20 protein-coding genes and 1 tRNA gene are annotated in these 18112 nt (G+C 67.3%); 12 read left to right on the forward strand and 9 right to left on the reverse strand.

All coding sequences use genetic code 11. The annotated features are described in order from the left end of the window. Window positions 1-18: 18 nt before the first annotated feature. The 6 genes from ACIBLA_RS30015 to ACIBLA_RS30040 form a co-directional block, all read right to left on the reverse strand. Complete coding sequence (locus ACIBLA_RS30015; RefSeq protein ID WP_364759796.1) at window positions 19-213, reverse strand: hypothetical protein; 195 nt, start codon at window positions 211-213, stop codon at window positions 19-21. A 48-nt stretch (window positions 214-261) separates the two neighbouring features. Then, window positions 262-513: a hypothetical protein gene (locus ACIBLA_RS30020; RefSeq protein WP_399200424.1), complete on the reverse strand. Its 252-nt coding sequence runs from the start codon at window positions 511-513 to the stop codon at window positions 262-264. A gap of 142 nt (window positions 514-655) precedes the next feature. Next, the gene (locus ACIBLA_RS30025; protein WP_399200425.1) at window positions 656-2848 is read right to left on the reverse strand and encodes a cell division protein FtsK; all 2193 of its coding nucleotides are present in this window, start codon (window positions 2846-2848) and stop codon (window positions 656-658) included. Window positions 2849-2948: 100 nt separating this feature from the next. Further along, window positions 2949-3890 carry a DUF2637 domain-containing protein gene (locus ACIBLA_RS30030; protein ID WP_399200426.1) on the reverse strand — a complete coding sequence of 314 codons (942 nt, stop codon included), beginning with the start codon at window positions 3888-3890 and terminating at the stop codon, window positions 2949-2951. Continuing rightward, a complete protein-coding gene (locus ACIBLA_RS30035; RefSeq protein WP_399200427.1) occupies window positions 3887-4210 on the reverse strand; it encodes a hypothetical protein in 324 nt (107 codons plus the stop codon). The genes ACIBLA_RS30030 and ACIBLA_RS30035 overlap by 4 nt, the downstream gene beginning before the upstream one ends. Window positions 4211-4248: 38 nt before the next feature. Next, a complete protein-coding gene (locus ACIBLA_RS30040) occupies window positions 4249-4632 on the reverse strand; it encodes a hypothetical protein (protein WP_399200428.1) in 384 nt (127 codons plus the stop codon). Window positions 4633-4832: 200 nt separating this feature from the next. Here ACIBLA_RS30040 and ACIBLA_RS30045 point away from each other — a divergent pair, with 200 nt between their 5' ends. Together ACIBLA_RS30045 and ACIBLA_RS30050 are read left to right on the forward strand one after the other, a co-directional pair. Then, complete coding sequence (locus ACIBLA_RS30045) at window positions 4833-5621, forward strand: GntR family transcriptional regulator (RefSeq protein ID WP_399200429.1); 789 nt, start codon at window positions 4833-4835, stop codon at window positions 5619-5621. Then, complete coding sequence (locus ACIBLA_RS30050; RefSeq protein WP_399200430.1) at window positions 5615-6394, forward strand: glycosyltransferase family 2 protein; 780 nt, start codon at window positions 5615-5617, stop codon at window positions 6392-6394. Before ACIBLA_RS30045 ends, ACIBLA_RS30050 begins: the two co-directional genes overlap by 7 nt. An 828-nt stretch (window positions 6395-7222) precedes the next feature. Here ACIBLA_RS30050 and ACIBLA_RS30055 read toward each other — a convergent pair. Next, window positions 7223-7975 (reverse strand): GntR family transcriptional regulator, encoded by a 753-nt coding sequence (locus tag ACIBLA_RS30055; RefSeq protein WP_399200431.1) that lies wholly within the window; start codon window positions 7973-7975, stop codon window positions 7223-7225. 76 nt (window positions 7976-8051) lie between these two features. On the opposite strand from ACIBLA_RS30055, the gene ACIBLA_RS30060 reads away from it, so the two are divergent. From ACIBLA_RS30060 to ACIBLA_RS30070, 3 genes are all read left to right on the forward strand, one after another. Next, window positions 8052-8330 (forward strand): hypothetical protein, encoded by a 279-nt coding sequence (locus ACIBLA_RS30060; RefSeq protein WP_399200432.1) that lies wholly within the window; start codon window positions 8052-8054, stop codon window positions 8328-8330. A gap of 529 nt (window positions 8331-8859) precedes the next feature. Beyond that, a complete protein-coding gene (locus ACIBLA_RS30065; RefSeq protein ID WP_399200433.1) occupies window positions 8860-9618 on the forward strand; it encodes a GntR family transcriptional regulator in 759 nt (252 codons plus the stop codon). Continuing rightward, a complete protein-coding gene (locus ACIBLA_RS30070; RefSeq protein WP_399200434.1) occupies window positions 9615-9965 on the forward strand; it encodes a hypothetical protein in 351 nt (116 codons plus the stop codon). The genes ACIBLA_RS30065 and ACIBLA_RS30070 overlap by 4 nt, the downstream gene beginning before the upstream one ends. A gap of 248 nt (window positions 9966-10213) precedes the next feature. On the opposite strand, the gene ACIBLA_RS30075 is transcribed toward ACIBLA_RS30070, so the two are convergent. Next, window positions 10214-11062, reverse strand: coding sequence for an FkbM family methyltransferase (locus tag ACIBLA_RS30075; RefSeq protein ID WP_399200435.1), 849 nt, complete (start codon window positions 11060-11062; stop codon window positions 10214-10216). Between the two features lie 452 nt (window positions 11063-11514). On the opposite strand from ACIBLA_RS30075, the gene ACIBLA_RS30080 reads away from it, so the two are divergent. From ACIBLA_RS30080 to ACIBLA_RS30090, 3 genes are all read left to right on the forward strand, one after another. Further along, a complete protein-coding gene (locus tag ACIBLA_RS30080; protein ID WP_399200436.1) occupies window positions 11515-12762 on the forward strand; it encodes a pentapeptide repeat-containing protein in 1248 nt (415 codons plus the stop codon). Between the two features lie 149 nt (window positions 12763-12911). Beyond that, window positions 12912-13505, forward strand: coding sequence for a hypothetical protein (locus ACIBLA_RS30085; RefSeq protein ID WP_399200437.1), 594 nt, complete (start codon window positions 12912-12914; stop codon window positions 13503-13505). A gap of 168 nt (window positions 13506-13673) precedes the next feature. Then, a tRNA-Ser gene (locus ACIBLA_RS30090) sits at window positions 13674-13760 on the forward strand. A gap of 971 nt (window positions 13761-14731) precedes the next feature. Here the strand turns inward: ACIBLA_RS30090 and ACIBLA_RS30095 are convergent. Continuing rightward, a complete protein-coding gene (locus ACIBLA_RS30095) occupies window positions 14732-15187 on the reverse strand; it encodes an NUDIX hydrolase (protein ID WP_399200438.1) in 456 nt (151 codons plus the stop codon). A 30-nt stretch (window positions 15188-15217) separates the two neighbouring features. Here ACIBLA_RS30095 and ACIBLA_RS30100 point away from each other — a divergent pair, with 30 nt between their 5' ends. The 4 genes from ACIBLA_RS30100 (at window position 15218) to ACIBLA_RS30115 (ending at window position 18096) form a co-directional block, all read left to right on the forward strand. Then, window positions 15218-15997 carry a GntR family transcriptional regulator gene (locus tag ACIBLA_RS30100; protein ID WP_399200439.1) on the forward strand — a complete coding sequence of 260 codons (780 nt, stop codon included), beginning with the start codon at window positions 15218-15220 and terminating at the stop codon, window positions 15995-15997. Window positions 15998-16131: 134 nt separating this feature from the next. Then, the gene (locus ACIBLA_RS30105) at window positions 16132-16464 is read left to right on the forward strand and encodes a hypothetical protein (RefSeq protein ID WP_399200440.1); all 333 of its coding nucleotides are present in this window, start codon (window positions 16132-16134) and stop codon (window positions 16462-16464) included. Between the two features lie 2 nt (window positions 16465-16466). After that, complete coding sequence (locus tag ACIBLA_RS30110; protein WP_399200442.1) at window positions 16467-17825, forward strand: FtsK/SpoIIIE domain-containing protein; 1359 nt, start codon at window positions 16467-16469, stop codon at window positions 17823-17825. An 85-nt stretch (window positions 17826-17910) separates the two neighbouring features. Next, window positions 17911-18096, forward strand: coding sequence for a hypothetical protein (locus ACIBLA_RS30115; RefSeq protein ID WP_399200443.1), 186 nt, complete (start codon window positions 17911-17913; stop codon window positions 18094-18096). Window positions 18097-18112 lie beyond the last annotated feature (16 nt).

Consider the following 18112-nt stretch of genomic DNA (forward strand, 5'->3'; position numbering starts at 1 on the left):
CGGTGAAGCAGGGGGGAGTCAGTTGGCGAAGTCGCGGATGGCGTCGCTGAGCGCGGTCATGATCTGGTCGACGGAGTCGGCGGCACCGGTCCGGGCGAGGTAGAAGCCGAAGAGCACCGCGACGAGGGCCGCGCCGATGCCGAGGGACTTGAAGCGCAGGAGCAGGACCAGGAAGAGCCCGAGCAGGGCGAGTGCGGAAATGGTCAGGACCATGAGCAAGGCCTCCTTGAGAGCGAAGGGCGAAAGGCGAAAGGAAACGGGTCAGCGGGTGCCTTCGTGGCGCATGCGCGACGCGGTGTTGTAGAGGCGGCGCCCGATGCGCAGGCGCCGGCCGTACCCGCGACAACGGCGGCACTCCCGGCCCCTCTTGAGCCGTCCGGTGCGCGTCTGCCGGATCTTGTGGCCCCAGCCTTCGCACTTGCGGCAGGCGCCGAACGGGCTCGCCGCGCAGAGCGTCGCGTAGCAGAGCGTGAGGAGTATCAGGAGCGGCATAGCGGTGAGCAGAGAAGGCATGACAACCCCTCCCAGGGCAGGAATCAGGGCGTGCGCGAGGATGGCCGCTAGAAGCTAGTGACCAGTTCAGAGCAGGTATTGGGCGCTAGCGGGGGTGCTAGACCTAGCGGGGCTGCCCGCTAGGTCCAGCGCAGTCCGACAGCTATGCGGCGTCGGCCGTTCCGTCACGATCCGCAAGCGCCTTGAGGACGTCAGAGCGCCTGATCCCGCGCCGGTTGGCCCCCTTGCCGTCCTCGGTCGTGCCCCACACCTGCACGGTGCGGATGCCGTACGGCTTGAGCGCGGCCGTCAGCTGTTCGGGCACCCAATCGCCGTACACCTCCGGCCGCAGCTCGGCGAGACGCGGCACGACTGCTTCGTTCCAGAGCTTCGACTTGTCGGCGGGGACGGCTGCGCGGAGATCGGCCAGCAAGTCGTACGAGGCGCTGGCGGGACCGTTCTCCGGCTGCTCGCCGAGCGCGTGCCCGGCGAGGATGCCAGCGCGCTCGCGCAAGGAGCGGGCGCGGAGCGCGATGCGGTCCGCCTCCACCGCGTCGATGAAGGCCGAACGGACGATACGGGCGTCCGCGCCCTCACCGAGGAAGTACGAGATGCCCTTGTCACCCCACGCGAACATGCTGGCCCGCACGCCCCGCTTGTACGCGCCGGTGCCGAGCACCATGTCGTTCTCGACCTGGCCCATGACCTTCAGGCACCAGCGGGCGGACGCGTTGGCGCTGATCGAGGTCGGGATGCTGTCCTTGTCCGGCCGCTGTGTGGCCAGCAGCAGAACGATTCCGGTCGCCGGCCCGCGCTTCACCAGGTCCGTGCAGATGTCCTTGAACTCCCCTCCATACGTGGGGTGTTCGAACCACACCTGGCACTCGTCGACCCCCACCACGATCGGGTGAAGACCGAGCGACCGCTTCGATGCAAGCTCTGTGGTCACCTTCGACTCCGGGCAGATGTCCCGAGGCAGCGAGCGGATCACCTTCGCGCGCCGACGCAACTCGCCTTGCAGTTCACGCAGATCGGCGATGGCGTACTCGATGTCCGCGTCCTCCTCACCCGCCCGATGCCGGTACGCGACACGGTCGCCAACCGCGTCCAGGTCGCCCGTGCCCTTGAGGTCGTACGTGTGCAGCTCGGCGCGCGGGTCCAGGGCGGCGACGAGCAGCAGCAGGCGCAGGAGGAACGTCTTGCCCATGCGCGGGATGGCGCCGATGACGCCGGCTATGAACATGAGGGTGACGCCGACCCACCGGCCGCGCTGATCCGTGCCCCAGACGACCGGCTTGAACAGGTCGGTGCTGCCGGACTTCGCGAGCGGCCACGGGTCTTGTTTGGTCAGCGACATGTCCTGATCCCCGACCCACAGGCGAAGCCGCCCGGTGTGCTCGTCGGGCACGGCTTCCGGCCAGACGCAGCCGAGCGGTCGCCGCAGCCCGGACGCCAACTTGTCGCGCCGGTCGACCACGTCCGTGACGGTCACGCCGTACGGAAGATCGCCCTCAGCCAGCCATCCGGGGCCGTCGCGAGTGATGGGTGCGGTGAACGCGAAGCCCGGACCGCCCTTGGACTGGGCTTGGTTGATGGCGGGGATGCCGAGCGAGCCGAGGGCGCGCAACACGATGTCGCTGGTGAGCTTGGTTGCTTTGGGGATCTCGACGGCGCGATGAATAACCGGATCGTCGGCCGGCTGGCCAAGGCGTCCGAGCGTCAACGTCATGAGCGCGCCGCAGAGCGCGAGCAGCGAACCAGGCGCGAGGACGTACAGGGCCAGGCTCGCGGACAGCCCCACGATCGACGCGGCGACCATGACGACCGCGCGCCACCGCACCCGGCGGTCGCGCTGCCGGGAGAGCTTCAGGTAACGGTCGACGTCGCCGCTCGTCGCGGCGGACTGGCGCAGGGGCTCGCCCTCGGCGTCCGTCATCCACCGCATCGCGTCACCGATGAACCGCGCGGCGCCGACCGGCGAGCGGAGGCCAAGTCGCAGCGTGTACCAGGGGGTTCGGACGCAGTGGTACGCGGTGACGTGCCAGGCGTACGCGGCGACTCCCCCGCCAGCGGTTCGGAACTCGGCCCGCGACTTCGCCCACGCGGGGATGACCGCGCGACGCTTCGCGCCACGAATCCGCTCCGTGAGTCCGGGGCCGGAGGGTCCGCCGGGGCGGTCGACCGTGACCGTGTCGCCAGGGTCTTTAGAGTCGGCCGACTGGGTCGACTCGGTGAGCTGGGTGCTGGTCGGCTGCCGCTCGCCGGAGCCGGTGCCCAGTTCCTTCTCCAGCCGAGCGAAGAGATCGCGCTCGTGGTCGGGCTCTCGGTCGTTCTCGTTGTTGTCCTCGTGCTTCACTGAGATTTCCTTCCGGTTGGGAGGGAGCCCGAGGCCCGGCCCTACCCGCCAAAGCAGCGGCCGGGCCTCGGTTCAGAGGTGCTGGGGATGTCGAGATGGCTCACACCGCGGCAGGCGATGCGTCCCGCGCCGGCTGGGGGTCGCGTTCGGCCCGGAGCACGTCCCGCAACTGGCGGGAGCGCTCCTGACTGCACCCGACGGCTTTACGGATGGGGTCCGCGTCCAGCGCTTCGTACGGCCAATCCGCTGTCGCCTTACGGGCTTTGGTGATCGCGACTTCCCACGTCATGCGCGGCCGGTAGACACCTGCTCCGGACTTCCGGCGCTTGGGCGGCTTCGGTTCCGCTTCGGGCTCGGGGCGGATGTCGGGCTCCGACGGAGGGTCGGGCGTCAGCTCGCCCAGCCTGAGCAACACGAGATCGCGGGACGGCGCTTTGCGTCGCCAGGCGCGGCCGTAGGTCTCGCGCAGCTCGGCGCGTACCAAGAGTCGGTTCTTCTCCAGGTCCAGCGCTTCGCGATAGTCGGTCGTCTCCCACAGCACCATCCGGCGCCACAGCATCAGCGTGGTGAGAGGAGCGAACAGCCACCGTGAGCGGCGGATGCGTTCCATCCTGGCGCCGGTCGCCACGCCGATACGCACGGCGTAGACGTGAGCGGCGATCTCGCTGAGCACGACCCACAGCAGCGGCATCGCTCCATGGGCGATCTTCGCCGAGACCGACTCTCCTGCCGCGATGTTCAACCAGCAGGTCACGAGCGTCAGCGCCCACGGCACGAACCGCACCCACGCGAGCGGCATGCCGAGCCGGATCAGCATCAGGTTGGCCGCGGTGAAGACGGGGATGGCGAGGTCGATGCCGATCGGCAGCATCCAGGGCTTGCCGAATCCCCAACGAGCAGCGGCGGACGAGACCGAGTCGAAGGAGGCGACGAGTCCGAGGCCGCCCACTCCGGCGCCGGCCGGGATGACGACGCCGAGCAGCGCCCTTTCTGTCCGGCTGAGTGGAGGGGGAGGGGACTGGGCCGCTTGCGTGCTGCTCACGCGGCAACCCTCCCCACCAGCGCGAACTCGGTGAGGTGTCGCAGCGGCGCGAGGCTGCTGAGCTGTACCGCGTAAACCGCGTTGAGCATGGAGATCTCGTCATCCCGGCTTTCGGCCAGCAGTTCCGCCAGGACGGCGCGAGCCGCCTCCCGACGAACAGCGCTCGCCTCGGCGGACTCGTCGGCCGGACCGAGGAACAGCTCTCGGAAGTCCTCGAAGAACGGTCCGGCCAGGTCGTTGCTCACCTCGTTCAACTCGCGTGCCTCGAAGGCTTCGAGGACGCTGACGACTGTCTGACTACCGGCGTACGTCGTGCGCATCGGAATCGCTCCTGAGTCCGGATGGGGTGGAGGAGTGCTCAGACGCGGAAGCGCCTGGGGCCGGTCAGACGGACGCCCAAGTGGTACGTCGCGGTCACCGCGGCGAATGCGCCCAGACCGGCCAGGAACATCAGCAGCCAGTCGGCGCCCGCCGTACGCGCGTACAGGCAGCCGAGGACCGCGGCGAGTGCGGCGACTGCGAGGACGACCAGGGCGGCCAGACCGTGGCGGGCGGTCGCCGGCCTGGCGTGGCGGGCCACGATCTCCAGGTCGTACGGATCGCTGAGACGGACCGAGCCGCCCGGGACGTGAACGGCAACGCGGCTGAGACTGCTGACACCCGCCTGCGTGGCCACGCCGACCACAGTGCCGAGAGCCATGTCGGTCCGATCCCGGACGACATCACCAAGCGCGAGGTGCATCGGTCCCCCTTCGGGAAGTAGTCGCTTCCTTCGGACTGCTTCACGACGTCGCGAAGCAGCGGTAACTCATCAAGAGATCTTCTCCTCAAGACCTCTTTAGGAGTTACTGGGGACTATGACTCACCTCTCCTCTGGTCGTCAAGACCTCTTTATGAGTCGTATGCTGGCGCCGTCAGAGCTAGACAGGACGGTGAGAACTCATGGCCAAGGCGTACGAACGAATCGCGGACGAACTCCGCCAGTCCATCCGCGCAGGTGAGCTGCGGCCCGGAGACCGCCTGCCGTCGGAGACGAAGCTCGCGGAGGACCACCGGCGGAGCGTGCCGACGATCCGTGACGCGCTCCGGCTGCTCCAGGACGAGGGGCTGATCGAGAAGCTGCACGGCCGCGGAAACTTCGTCCGCAAGCCCCGCACGACCGTGCTGCGCACGAACGAGCGGCACCAGTGGGAGAAGGACCGGGCGCGTGACCCCGAGGGCGAGCGGCTGAAGACGGGCTCGACGGAGCACGACACCGGCCTGACGGTGAACGATCTCGTCTTCCACGCGGCCTATCGGGAGATCAAGGCCGGCCCGGATCTCGCGGATGTCTTCGACGTGCCTGAGGGGACCGCGTTCATCGAGCGCACCTTCCGTACGCGGTACGACGCGGAGAACGCCCCATTCACCCTGGTGACCTCCTACCTCGTCCGCTCGCTGGTGGAAGCCAACCCGGATCTACTGGACGCGGCCAACGAGCCCTGGCCGGGCGGCACTCAGAGCCAGCTCCATTCGGTCGGCATCGAACTCGGCCGCATAGAAGAACGCGTCACCGCCCGTCCACCGACGCCGGAGGAAGCGGAAGAACTCGAACTTCCGCCGGGCACCTCGGTGTTGCTGCTGCGCAAGACGTCGTACGACATCGAGGGCCGCGCCGTGGAGATGTCCGACGTGACGCTCCCCGGCGACCGCACCGAAATGCTCTTCACCACTCCCCTGGAAAGGTGGTGAGCGCCGTGCGTCGGCTCATCACCGTCATCACCGCCGTACATGGCCCCTCGGCCCACCTCTTGCCGGAGGCGTACAAGTCGCTGCGTGCACAGGAGTTGCCCGAGGGGTGGGAGTGGCAGTGGCTCGTCCAGGAGGACGGCCGGAGCGACGATGTCGCGCCGCACGTCCCGGACGATCCGCGTGTGGTCTTCAAGCAGGGGCGCCACGGCGGTCCGGGTACTGCCCGGACCTTGGCTCTCGCGCGTGCGGACGGCGAGTACGTCAAAGTCCTCGACGCCGACGACCAGTTGCCGGACGGCGCGCTGGCCCGCGACCTGGCCGCGCTCGAAGGTGATGCCGCGCTCGGATGGGCGACATCGCGCGTCCTGGACCTGATGCCGGACGGCTCCACGGTCGGCTTCGAAGGCGACCCGGACAACGGCCCGTTGGAACGCGGCGCCGTACTCGACTACTGGTCGGCCCACGACTTCCGCGCCCCGGTCCACCCGGCAACCCTCTTCGCCCGCCGCGACCTGGTGCTCGCGCTGGGCGGCTGGATGGCGCTGCCGGCCTCGGAGGACACGGGCCTGCTGCTCGCGCTGGACTCCGTCAGTCGCGGTTGGTTCACGAGCGAGGTCGGCCTCTTGTACCGCAAGTGGCCGGGCCAGGCGACAGGCCAGGCCGCCCACATCGATCCGGCGGAGCGGGACGCACGGATGGCGATCGTGGAGGCACGGGCGCGGGCGCTGGCGTATCTGCGGTGGCGGTACCCGGTCACGCCGGCTGGTGCCTGATGCGCGTCTCTCGTCATATGCCTGCTGGTTGATCACCGGGAAAGGCGCCGGACAGTCCGACTTTGGGACGCAGCTTGGGGGTGTCGTTTGGTTGTGTCATCGGCGCTGCCCCGTCAGCGGCGAGGTATGTGATCTGCGTCACGCACATGGATGGCGTGATCGCGAGTTCGGCCGCGCTTGAATGGGTGCGCTCAAGCGCTGTGCGGCCGTCTGACGGCCTCTCCGGAGGGGGCAGACAGAAAACTGCCTCCCGAATCACTAAATCTCCCGCAATTAGAGTGCGCATTAATAGTGCCGACAACTAATGGCGGGGTCCGGGGGTGCAGGTTCTCCACCTGACGGTTCGTTGGCGCGCTACGCTTTACCCGCTGCTCGCGCTCCTCCCCGAGGTCTCGGTCAACCGACCGAAGGCTCCCCGCACCCGCAAGGGGAGTTCTACAAGAGGGGGCGGCAATGGAGAGCCGATCGTTCAAGAAGGCGCTGAGGAAGTGGCTTCACCGCGACCGCGTGCAAGTGATCTTGTCCGCGCTCAGCCTTCTAGTGGCGATGGTTGCCCTCGTGGAGCAGGTGGGACGGTGAGTCTGGCCGATTGGTAGACGGCCAGACTCACCCACCGCTCCGCAGGAGAGGGCCCAGCCTGGTTGCAGCCAGGCTGGGCCCTTGCCCGGAGCTGACCTGGGGCGACTTTCTTGCGTGGTCTGTAAGGCCGATTTGGTTCTAGTTGATACGAGATACCAAGCCACTCGAATAGTACAGCAATGAGAGTCAGTCCTTGTTGGAGTCCTTGTCGGACGCTCATTCACAAGATTGCGAGATCCCGAAGGATCACTAGTTGAGAGGAATTTCGTAGACGATTTCGCAGCTCGCGGCCGGGACGACGATGTCCGCCGTCTCCACCGGGCGCGACTCGTCGCTGTAGTACGTCCGCCGGATGCGGGTCACGAGTGCGCCACGCGGTACGCCCAGCAGCGTTGCCTCCTCGGCGTCCGCTTGGCCCGGCTCCGGCTGCTCCACCACGTGGCTGACCGTGATGCCGATCTCCGCCATGCGGTCGACCACGCCCTTGCCCGCGTGGGGTCCGCCCTCGGGCAGTACGACAAGGGTGCCCGACGTGATCTCGTACGGCTCCCAACTGGTTGACGTCTGGGCCGGCTTGCCGTCGACCAGGAACTCGTACGCCGTCCGTACGCAGAGATCTCCCTCGGCGATACCGAGGCGTTCGGCGATGTCCGCGGGAGCGGGAACCTTCGCCTCTGTACGGCTCTCCCACGTTCCCCGCTTGCCGAGCGACGACATGTCGGCGCGGAAGGGCGATCCGCCACGCTGCTCGCGGTACTGCGAACGCACCATGCGCAGCCGCTCGCGCGGCGCCGCGACGTACGTGCCCGATCCGGCGCGCCCTTCCAGGACTCCGAGCGAGATCAGCAGCTCCTGCGCACGGCGAATGACGTTCTCGCCCACGCCGCATTCCTGCGCGAGTTGAGCGCGCGACGGAAGCCGGTCTCCCGGAGTCCACTCCTGGTCAGCAATGCGCTGCCTGATCACGTCGGCGATCCGGAGGTAGGGCGGTTGCTCTCGCATATGGAAAATCTAGTCCACTAGCTCTAATCTAGTTAACCAACTTCACCTATAGTGACTGTGTGGCGACGGAGGATTTGTGTCCGCACCTGCAATTCGTGCTGGCCGCGTGGCTGCGCGTCTCTCCGCCGCCGGGCTCGCGCCGCATACGACGGATCACGCCGACCTCACGTACATCGAGACGGAGTTACCGGGCGTGGTCGACGTCGAGACGTGGCGCGAGGTGCTGGCAGCGCTGGAAGAGGCCGATTGCTTCGGGCTCGTCACCAGCGCGAACGGTCGCCGGGTGTGGGCCGCTTTCGGCAAGGAAGCCCCCGCGACGGTCTACGCCGTCCGAGGGCATGGCCTTCAGCTTTAGGGAGCTGATCAGTGTGTTCGACCATATCCGCCGCGTTGCCGCATGGACCAGACGGCAGTTAGTGCCTCCTCTCCTCGCTCCGTCGATAGGCCGGCATCGGCGCAGGTCCGGGGCGCGCACGTACGAAGCCTTCGCTTCAACTCCGGCGCTGCTGGTGGGGCGCCCTCTTTGGTACCCAAAACACGCGAAACCGCTGCGCGCCGAGGACCACGCCCTTGTTCGCCCGTACCTTCTGGCTCACGAAGAACGGGTCCGGGAGTGGTGCGCCTCGGGGCCTCGCACACTGCTGATTCGCCCGTACTTCGACGCACCGGAGGCGAACTGATGTCGCCGAATCACTACCGATCATCGGGTCCGGTCGCGGCACCGTACAACTCGCTCACCTGCCGTATGGGCGCGCACGCCGGGTGCGATGAGTCGGTGCCGATGGGGCCGCCGGTCGCTCCGCCGCTCGTCTACGAGACGTGCGAGTGCTCCTGCCATCAGGCCCGAGACGGAGCCGCTGACAACTCCAGCCGGGGAGAAGCACATGGCTAACCGTTACGAGCGGATCGCGGACGACCTCCGGCGCCTGATCACGGCCGGTACCTGGCCGATGGGGGAGCGGATGCCCGCAGAGGCGGAACTGGCCGCCCGCTACCGCGTCAGTACGCCAACTCTGCGCATGTCACTCGAACTTCTCCAGAGTGAGGGCTTGATCGAGAAGCGGCACGGCATCGGTAACTTCGTCCGCCGGCCGGGGCAGCGGATCGCGTACGCGAGTGACAGGCGTCTGTCTGATGGCCAGGCGGCGCTCAACCTGGGGACGGACAACGTCAGCGATGTCAGTCTCGACATCACGATGGTTGAGGCTGACGGGCGTCTCGCCTCACACCTGGACGTGCGGGTCGGCAGCCCGTTGACGGAGTTCGTCTTCGTCAGTCGTCAGTGCGCGTCGCCGCGGAGCCTGACCCGTATCTACGTGCCGCACGCCGTGGCGAGCCTCGGCGTGCCCGAGGCGGACGGATCTCCGTGGGGCGACAGTGTGCGCGAACTGCTGTCGGGGGACGGGGTAGAGGTGGTGACGACCACCGAGCGAGTCATCGCCCGATTTCCGACGGCAGATGAGGCGCACACGCTCAACATCAGCACCCGGACACCGGTACTCGCGGTGGAGCGCACCTCAACCGATGCCCGTGGCCGTGTCGTTGAAGGCGCGCTCCTGGTGCTGCCCGGCGACCGCATCGAAGTTCTCTTCACCACTCGATCCGCAGCTTCCGCGACTGAAGAAATGGAGACGGCTGGATGACTGCACACACGAACGCTCTGCGCCTGCTGCCGTGGACGACCTCTGAGGGAAAGCCGTGCTTCCTCAGCTCCGACACCGATGGGGGAGTTCTCTCCCGGCTCGCGGACGACGTGGAGGCGGCGCAGACGGGTAGGGGCGTCGAAGTACTGGGTGGCGCCAAGGCGGTATTGGCCGATCCGCAGGTAGGCACTCGTGAACTCCGGTTCGCTCTTGCGCGGGTGACCGAGGCCCTGGGCGACGTGCTGAGGGTGGCGGCGAGCAGGGGCGCCCGGCTGTCGATGCCGTACGAAGACGAGGAGGGCGACGAGGGGGACGACCCGCGTTTGCCGGCGGAAGCCTTCGGGTGAGTCCGACCTCATGACGTCGAAGACGGGTGCGAGGGCCGTGACGTACTGCGGATGCTGCGCGGGTCGCGGAGCCATCTGGTGCCCGGACTGCTGCGGGTTTCGGGGCTGCCGAACGTGCCGCCGTACGTACCGGGTGCCGTGCCCGGTGTGCGCCGGCGGAAAGCGGGACCCCATCCGCTGGTCGTAGTGCCCGTACCGATGGGCGCGGTCCGGCTTCCTCGATTTGAGGGAGCCGGGCCGGTTTCGTATCAGGGCAGGGCTTCGGCGTCGACGCGCGAGAAGATCAGATCACTCTCTTCGACAACCGCCCCCCGCCAGCGAACGGGGATCGCTCGCTTCCCGTGCAGCGCAGCCACGTAGCTCTCCGGCGTGTATTCGTTGACGAGCCGGTAGGCATGGAACCCATGCTTCCGCATGGTCTGCATCAACTCCTCGGCGGAGTACCCGAGCTGGGCCATACGGTCGGGAGTCACTTCAACGGTGATCTCGCAGTCGGGCCGCAGCTTGTCGAGCATGGGGATCATGCCGCGCACGACTGACCCCTCGGCGCCTTCGACGTCAATCTTGATCACCCGAGCAGTGCTGATCTCCACCGGATCAAGCAACTCAACAAGCGGAAACGCCTCAACTTCGAACGAGGACTCTGCCGATCCGTCGTACGGAACGATGCTGTTGGCGCCCATGTTGGCCGAGCTGGCGAGTACGAACGTGAGGTTCTTCCGCTCGTCGGAGACGGCCCCTTTGACCGCACGAACGTTGTCCCGCCGGTTAAGCCGCACCTGCTCCAAGAGCCGCTGATGGAAGTCGGGCGAAGCCTCGACAGCCACCACCCGCCCGGCCCCACCGACGAGCCTGGAGGCGAGGACGGTGTAGTACCCGATGTTCGCGCCTACGTCGATGAACGTGTCGCCGGGCAGCAGTCGAGTTCGGAGCCACCGCGTCATGTGCGGCTCCCATACACCGAACATGTAGATGTAGCGCTGGATCAGGTCCTGAGTGTCTACGACGAATCGAGCCCTGAAGCGCGAATACACGATCCTTTGCCGAGCACTGTCCCGGAGACGAGAGTTCAGGTATGCCGCAGCGATCGACTTCATACCCAGCCAGGACGGGGCGTGACGGAGGTACCCACGGCCCAGACTGACCAGCATGTCTGTTCTACCGCTGCTCATCGATTGCCCCTCCGCCGAGCCCTAGGCGAACCATATTTGGTGACAGCGACGCGCGGGCCTGGCTGCGAGTCTGGCAGACCGCTGAGGAACTACGTCCCAGGTCAGGCTGCGGCGACCATCCCCCGCATGCGCGGCGATGGTCCTGGAGCGACGAGGGTAGTCACGTGACTACCCTTTGCCCCCCGCGCCCGCGAGGATGGGTCCCCCGGTTCAACTGCCGTGCCTGAGAAACGGCTCCATGCCCCCGCAGGGGACAGCCCTGGAGGCTGAAGCCGCGCGGCCGTCTTCTGGTCCACGCCGAAGCCCGCATGCAGGCCGAACCCCGCACTCAGCGAACTGGTTGCAACCACTGACTTCCGCGTCTTGTCTTCATCGTCATGGCAGCCAATCAAAAACCGCGATCCGCCCCGAATGACCGGGAGTTACGGCTTTGGAAGGTCGGCCGGGCGCTGACCCTCACCTTCGCCGTCGCGGTCTTGGTCGCGGGCGGCGTCTTCCTCAGTTTGGTGGCGCTGCTGGACTTCCAGGAGATCGACAAGACCGCGAAGCTCGACGCGAAGACGCTCTTCGATCTGGTGAAACTCTCCTTCGGGGTGGTCGCCGGGGCGGGCGCGCTTGTCGCCCTGGTCGTCGCCTACCGCCGCCAGCGCGTCGATGAGGCCGGCGCCCACCGCGAAGCCACCCGGCTGCACACCGAGCGCTTCACTCAGGCCGTCGAGCAACTGGGCTCCGACTCACCCGCAGTCCGGCTCGGCGGCGTCCACGCACTGGCCGGCCTCGCCGACGACGCCCCCGACGACAACCTGCGGCAGACCTGCATCGACGTCCTGTGCGCCTATCTCCGCCTGCCCCACACCCCTGACCCCGGCGACCTGCCCGATCCCTTGCCCGACGGGACTTCACCCGCCGAAGAACGCCGCGATACGCATCAAGACAAGAAGGATCGGTATCGCGCACTGCGCGAGGTCCGGCACACGATCTTGCGCCTAATCGGGGAGCACTACCGCATCCCCAAGGGCACTCACCGCTCGTGGCAGGGATGCAACCTTGATCTCACCGGGGTCACCATCGACGGTCCCATGGACTTTACCGAGGCGGTGTTCTCCGGCGGCGAAGTGAGCTTCGCCGGTGCGAGGTTCTCCGGCGGCAGCGTGCTCTTCAGCCGCGCGACGTTCTCCGACAGCCACGTGCACTTCAGCGGGGCGGCGTTCTCCGGCAGCCACGTGGACTTCATCGGTGCGACGTTCTCCGGCGGGCGCGTGATCTTTCTCGGTTCGATGTTTTCCGGTGGCAGCGTGCGCTTCAGCCGCGCGACGTTCTCCGGCAGCAATCTGGACTTCCTTGGCTCGACCTTCTCCGGCAGCGACGTGCACTTCATCGGTGCGACGTTCTCCGGCGGCAACGTGCACTTCATCGCCGTGAACTTCTCCGGCGGCGCCGTGCACTTCGATCGCGCGAGGTTCTCCGGCGGCGACGTGGACTTCGACGCCGCGAGGTTCTCTGGCGGCAACGTGCACTTCAACCAAACAACTGGCCCTGCTCCAGCCGGACTCCTTCAGGCAGTCGGTTCCCCAGTACCAACCGAGGTTCGCCTCCGCACTGACTGGCTTCCTGCTATCCCATAAGAGCGGGGGCGGAAACAGTCCATTGGTACGGGTGCACTGCCACTGCTGATGCCCCCACAAAAGTTGTGCCAGAGCCCGTTCTCGTGAACAAAGCCAGTAATCGCCTGCCCGGTCGAGTGACGTGCTTCTAAGATCCTCTAGAGATGTAGATGACTCTGCCTCTGGGGGATGGGTTGGGGACCGGCGAGCAACTTGTCACTGTCGCCGCGGTGTTGCTCGGTGCGTTGACGACGCATCTGACCAACTACGTGATGGAGCGCAGTCGACACCGACGTGAGCTGTTGACGCGGTGGGACGACCGGAAGCTCGACGCGTACGCCGGGTACGTGGACCGGGTACGGGCTGGCATCTTCCTCGCCGTGCACCTGTACGAGCACAGGGAAGGCATCAGGCGGAGCGAGCGGCCCGACGCGGAGATGGTCGCGGAGATGGCCGAGGCTGAGTGGCAGCGAGGGCGGTCGTTTGAGCAGATCTTGTTGCTCGGCGGTGATGACGTCGTGGAGGCCGCTCACGACCTGAGTGCTGCTGTACGGGCTATCGACTGGCAGGCGACCGGGCAGACCTCCGGGACCCTTGAGGAGTGGCGGGAGCTTCACCGTGGCGCCTTCCGAGCCATCAACGACTTCCACGAAGCCGCTCGTACCGATCTCGGTGTGCTCGGAAGCGTGACGGGTGAGAAGCATCCCGAGCGGGATCTCTTGCTGCCGGCCGCTCGACGTGAGGGCAACCAGGCGAGCGGCTGACCGGCTCGCCGCTACTGGATGGCGGCGCGGCGCCCCTGCGTGGGACCCTGGTCGGGCCTCGGCCACGGACCGTTTCTGGAGCCCACGGACCAGGGACGGACCAACGCCACGGGGGACCGACCACAGCCGGTAGGCTGTACCCGCTCCGCCGCTGGTGGGCGGGGCGTGGGTGGGTTGCCCGAGCGGCCTAAGGGAACGGTCTTGAAAACCGTCGTGGCAGCGATGTCACCGTGGGTTCAAATCCCACACCCACCGCAGATGAACGGCCCCTGACCAGGTGAATCGGTCGGGGGCCGTTCCTGTGAGCGTTGTCCGTCAACCACCGTGGTTCCCCGTCAGTTCCCGGTCGATCGGGCACAGGTGGGGCACGGCATGAGGTCGGTGGAGCGGCTTTGGGCGGGTGCTGCCATGGGGCGAGAGATCGGGGCCCGTACGCTTGCCGCGAATCGGGCAGTCCCTGGACCTGCCCGCAATAGCCCGATGGGGGTCCCGATCTTCGAGGCTCGCCCCATGGTGGCTGCCTAAAGCCGTGGAGCCGACCGCCCCGCCCTGTGCCTGCCCGTTCTGGCCCTCGCCCCGTACCTCCCTTCACCCTCTCCCTCTTCGCTTCCCTGCCGTCTTCGGGTTCTCGCCGGGCAGGGTTCCGCGCCCCTGCTGTGTGCGCCTGGCCGTGTGTTCCTGCTGCCCTGGGGTGGTTCGGTGGGCCTGGGTGTGCAGGCTGCGGGTCGTGTGGTGGTGGGGTCCCGCTCTCAGAGTCCGGTGCGGCGGTTTACAGGCGAAGCGTGAAGCGGGATACCTCGTGTCGCATCGCGGCGCGGGGCCGGGGCGGGCGGAGCGGGCCGAAGGCAGGAGCGGCGCCCAGCCCCGAGCCCCAAGCGGCCCGAGTACGGGCCGACTGGGTGTCTTCCGTAGCGGCGGCTTCTGCAAGAAGACGTGGCCTGCGTGCCGGATGCCCGAAGGGGCAAGAGCCCCGGCCAACCTGGGATCCAGCGGCCGAAGGCGCCCTGCGGCTTCCCCCGTCGACCTTCCCCACGGTGCCTGGGTGCCGTGCCGGCCGATTCGCCCCCCACGATCCACGGGCCCGTGTTGACCGTCCGCAACGCGCCGGGCTCCGATGGTCCTGAATCAACGGCCCACCCGCGCGGGACCTCCCGGAGTCTTCCCTCCTCCCCACCCGCAGGGTGGGGCTTGATGAGGTAGAGAAACCTGTAACAGCTCGGGATGCCTCATGCGCTGGCAATGACCTTGCGGCCGTCGTGGGAACGCACATGAGGAGCGTCGTCTCGTAGGGCATCGGTGACGCGTACCGCGAAGACCTCGCGCATGCGGGTAGTTACCTCTGCGGGGGTCCACCACTCGACGGCCGTGGACTCGTCGGAGACCTGCTCTTGGCCCCCTTCGGCGTGGCAACGGAAGACCAGTGCCACGACGCCCCGGGTCGTGTTCTTGTAGACGCCAGTCAGCCGCTCCACCTGGACTTTGATCCCGGTCTCTTCGTAGATCTCACGCCGTACACCGTCTTCGGGCGCCTCCGACAGTTCGAGCACACCGCCCGGCGGCTCCCACGTTCCGTTGTCGGCTCGCTGGATCGTCAGGACGCGCCCGTCTTCACGTACCACCACACCCGCTACGGACACGGAGTGAAGCGGCGTTGACGGGGTCTCCTGGCGGCTGTTACTCATGTACATGAGAATAGGAGACTGAGAAGGACTATGGCGAGTAGTGACGTGGCCTCTTCGGGCAAGGCGAAGTATCTCCAGATCGCAGACGACCTTGCGGCACAGATCCGGTCGGGAGTTCTGGCGGCTGGACGCCCTGTGCCAAGTGAAACGGATCTTATGGAGCGCTACGGCGTGGCCTCGGGAACCGTACGCAAGGCAGTCGCGGAGCTGCGCACGAGCCAACTGATCGAGACGCACCATGGGCGAGGCTCGTTCGTCCGCTCCCGGCCTCCCGTGCAGCGCAAGTCTTCAGACCGCTTCCGCCGGTCCCATCGGAAGGCGGGCAAGGCTGCCTACCTCGCTGAGACGGAGCAATCCGGGGGTAAGCCTTCCGTGAACGTCCTGTTCATCGGTCCCGTTGAAGCACCAGAAGAGATCGCAAAGCGGCTGGATGTGCCCGTTGGCGCTCAGGTCCTCGCGCGCAAGCGCCGGTACTTCCGGGACGGCGTCCCCACCGAAGAGGCCACCTCATATCTCCCCTGGGATGTCGTGAAGGACATTCCGGAGATGTTCGCCGAGAACCCTGGCGGGGGCGGGATCTATGCTCGGCTCGAAGATCGCGGACACACTCTCGCAGAGTTCACCGAGACCGTACGGGCGCGACTGGCTACCAAGGCTGAGTCGTCCGCACTTGCCTTGAGTCCTGGGTCTCCTGTGATCCATCTTGTGCGAAATGCGGCAGTGGAGTCCGGACGCGTCGTTGAGGTGTGCGACACGATCATGGCCGCTGACCAGTTCGTTCTCGATTACCGCTTCCGCGCAGAAGACTGACGGCACGTCAGATCTAGCCCTCGCCGCAAGTTTTTTCTCGCGGCGGGTTGACTCATGTACAGGAGTGCTGCACTCTTCTAACTATCACTCATGTACATGAGTGCAGAAGATCACCTCTTCTACAGGAGATGCACATGCCGTCTTTCAAGATTGATGTTTCGACTGCTGTGGTGTTCGTGGCGACGGCGCCGGTTCCGAAGCTGGTGAGCAAGCAGACCGGGGAGCGGGCTATGGACCGGGAGACCGGTGCGGGCCTGTCGACGGTGGGTCTGCTGATCTCGGACGACGGGGAGGGAAACCTCTACCAGGTGACGGTTCCGGAGACGGGTCTCCCGGAGGGTCTGGCGCCGGGTACCCCGGTGGCGGTGACCGGCCTGAAGGCGCGTGACTGGGAGAACACGTTCAACGGGCAGTCGCGGCACGGGATCAGCTTCCGTGCGGTCGCGGTTACCGCGCTGGGGGCCTGATCATGTCAGAGCTGTCGACCGTGCTGGAGATCGCCGCGCCCCTGGCGGGTGTCGGTGGTGGTCTCGGCTACGCGAAGGGCCGTGCGCCTCGGGTGTACTGGTCGCTGGTCGGACTCCCCGTCACCTGGGGCCGGTTCACGGTGACCTACCGGTCCACGATGGATGTGTGCGGTCTGACGGTCCAGCCGTCGCGGCTGCGGGCATTCATGGTGCGCAAGGTGGCCCGCCAGGAGGTTCAGCCGGTTCCGCCGAAGATCCGCCGGGTCCGGGGTGCGTCGACCGGTCTGCGGGTATCGCTGCGGCTTCCCGCCGGTCTGGAGCCTGCCGACGTGGCCGCCGCCTCCGAGCGCCTGCGGCACGCGTGGGGAGTCCACTCCGTCAACGTGGTGGAGACCAAGCCCGGTGTGGTGGAACTGCGGATGACCGGCTACGACGTGCTCAAGCGGGTACGCATGCCGCGCCGTTCACGCCGTGGCTCCTCTGACGGGCTGGTGGTTCCGGTGGCTCTGCGGGAGGACGGGACCGTGTTCGTCCGGGACTACCGCAAGGCACCGCACGGCCTGACGCTGGGTTCGAACCAGTCGGGCAAGTCGATGTTCCAGCGCAACCTGATCGCGGGGCTGGCGAAACTGCCGGTTGGGCTGATCGGGATCGACTGCAAGCGCGGTGTGGAGCAGGGCCGCTTCGCGCCCCGGCTGTCCGCTCTGGCCACGACCCCCGATGAGGCGTCCGGACTCCTCGAAGCCCTAGTGAAGGAGATGGAGGACCGGTTCGAGCTGCTGGCTAAGTATCAGGTCTCGGACCTGTGGGAGCTGCCGAAGAAGGTGCGGCCGGTTCCGCTGGTGGTCCTGGTGGACGAGGTCGCTGAGCTGTTCCTCACCTCGGCCAAGAAGGACGAAGAACGCCGGGACGGCATGGTGATGCGCATGGTCCGGCTCGCGCAGATGGCCCGCGCGGTCGGGATCTATCTGGAGGTCTGCGGGCAGCGCTTCGGCTCCGAGCTAGGCAAGGGCGCGACCATGCTCCGTGCCCAGCTCACCGGCCGGGTGGTCCACCGCGTCAACGACAAGCAGACCGCTGACATGGGCCTTGGCGACATCGCACCCGACGCGGTCGCCGCCGTGACGCTGATCCCGCCGGACCGCCCCGGCGTCGCGGTGGCCGGTGACACCTCCGGCGGCTGGTCCCGCATCCGCACCCCCGAGATGACCGCCACCGAAGCCGCCGACGTCTGCCGCGAGTACGCGCACCTGACCCCGCGCCTGCCGTTCCTGGCCCCGTACCGCCCCGCCATGCTGGCCGATTCCCCGGCCCCCGCCGGTACGCCGCCGCTCGCCGCCCCGGTGCCGGTCACCGAGTAACACCCCGCCCCATCACGGTCGGCGTGACCGCCTCACGCCAGCTCCCTACCCCGCCCATGCCCGAACCCGAAACGGAGAACTCGTCATGGCACGGAAGACCACCACCGGCACCGCGAGGAAGACCGCACCGGCCACGCCGCCCCCGTGCGAGCCCTGCAAGGGAACGGGACAGGTCGCGATCACGGTCCGCGTCGGCCGCAAGCGTCGCCCGGTCGGCCAGCAGGACGGCATCTGCCTGACCTGCTTCGGCACCGGCACCGCCGACTCCTGACCCCCGCCCCTTCTCT

Source organism: Streptomyces sp. NPDC050433 (genome assembly GCF_044458565.1).
Classification (GTDB): domain Bacteria; phylum Actinomycetota; class Actinomycetes; order Streptomycetales; family Streptomycetaceae; genus Streptomyces.

Bases quoted from the DNA above. Each gene is read 5' to 3' on its own strand.
- ACIBLA_RS30095 (WP_399200438.1), bottom strand. From the start codon at position 15,187: ATGAGTAACAGCCGCCAGGAGACCCCGTCAACGCCGCTTCACTCCGTG.
- ACIBLA_RS30020 (WP_399200424.1), bottom strand. From the start codon at position 513: ATGCCTTCTCTGCTCACCGCTATGCCGCTCCTGATACTCCTCACGCTC.
- ACIBLA_RS30075 (WP_399200435.1), bottom strand. From the start codon at position 11,062: ATGAAGTCGATCGCTGCGGCATACCTGAACTCTCGTCTCCGGGACAGT.
- ACIBLA_RS30110 (WP_399200442.1), top strand. From the start codon at position 16,467: ATGTCAGAGCTGTCGACCGTGCTGGAGATCGCCGCGCCCCTGGCGGGT.
- ACIBLA_RS30105 (WP_399200440.1), top strand. From the start codon at position 16,132: ATGCCGTCTTTCAAGATTGATGTTTCGACTGCTGTGGTGTTCGTGGCG.
- ACIBLA_RS30035 (WP_399200427.1), bottom strand. From the start codon at position 4,210: ATGCGCACGACGTACGCCGGTAGTCAGACAGTCGTCAGCGTCCTCGAA.
- ACIBLA_RS30015 (WP_364759796.1), bottom strand. From the start codon at position 213: ATGGTCCTGACCATTTCCGCACTCGCCCTGCTCGGGCTCTTCCTGGTC.
- ACIBLA_RS30070 (WP_399200434.1), top strand. From the start codon at position 9,615: ATGACTGCACACACGAACGCTCTGCGCCTGCTGCCGTGGACGACCTCT.
- ACIBLA_RS30040 (WP_399200428.1), bottom strand. From the start codon at position 4,632: ATGCACCTCGCGCTTGGTGATGTCGTCCGGGATCGGACCGACATGGCT.
- ACIBLA_RS30115 (WP_399200443.1), top strand. From the start codon at position 17,911: ATGGCACGGAAGACCACCACCGGCACCGCGAGGAAGACCGCACCGGCC.
- ACIBLA_RS30055 (WP_399200431.1), bottom strand. From the start codon at position 7,975: ATGCGAGAGCAACCGCCCTACCTCCGGATCGCCGACGTGATCAGGCAG.
- ACIBLA_RS30065 (WP_399200433.1), top strand. From the start codon at position 8,860: ATGGCTAACCGTTACGAGCGGATCGCGGACGACCTCCGGCGCCTGATC.
- ACIBLA_RS30100 (WP_399200439.1), top strand. From the start codon at position 15,218: ATGGCGAGTAGTGACGTGGCCTCTTCGGGCAAGGCGAAGTATCTCCAG.
- ACIBLA_RS30080 (WP_399200436.1), top strand. From the start codon at position 11,515: ATGGCAGCCAATCAAAAACCGCGATCCGCCCCGAATGACCGGGAGTTA.
- ACIBLA_RS30045 (WP_399200429.1), top strand. From the start codon at position 4,833: ATGGCCAAGGCGTACGAACGAATCGCGGACGAACTCCGCCAGTCCATC.
- ACIBLA_RS30085 (WP_399200437.1), top strand. From the start codon at position 12,912: ATGACTCTGCCTCTGGGGGATGGGTTGGGGACCGGCGAGCAACTTGTC.